1 pseudogene is annotated in these 253 nt (G+C 55.3%); it reads right to left on the bottom strand.

The window, feature by feature from the left end:
• Positions 1 to 246 (bottom strand): annotated as a pseudogene (locus IV91_RS16525) (transposase); the annotation flags it as partial.
• Positions 247 to 253: the final 7 nt, after the last annotated feature.

The raw sequence follows: 253 nt of genomic DNA, 5'->3' as shown, positions 1-253 counted from the left end.
GAACACCTGCTCCGCGATGCGCTGGGTTACGTTAGAACCAAGCCGGTCTTTCCAGCCTGCTTCATTTTTGCAGGTACGGGCAAAGGTGATGATGGCCGCAGGCGTGAACCCTGCTTCTTTCGAGAGTCGCTTAAACTCGTCGGAGCGCAATTTCTTGTCGGCGATGGTGCGGGTGTGCTGCCAGTCTTTCGACTGTTTCAGCAAACCATGGCGGCGAAGTGCTTCGCCTAAAGTGGCGTTGTACAAACGCCTA

Source organism: Ferrovum myxofaciens, assembly GCF_000735045.1.
Lineage (GTDB): Bacteria > Pseudomonadota > Gammaproteobacteria > Burkholderiales > Ferrovaceae > Ferrovum > Ferrovum myxofaciens.
Note: the sequence above shows the minus strand (reverse complement) of the source record. Positions and strands in the feature narration are given on the sequence as shown.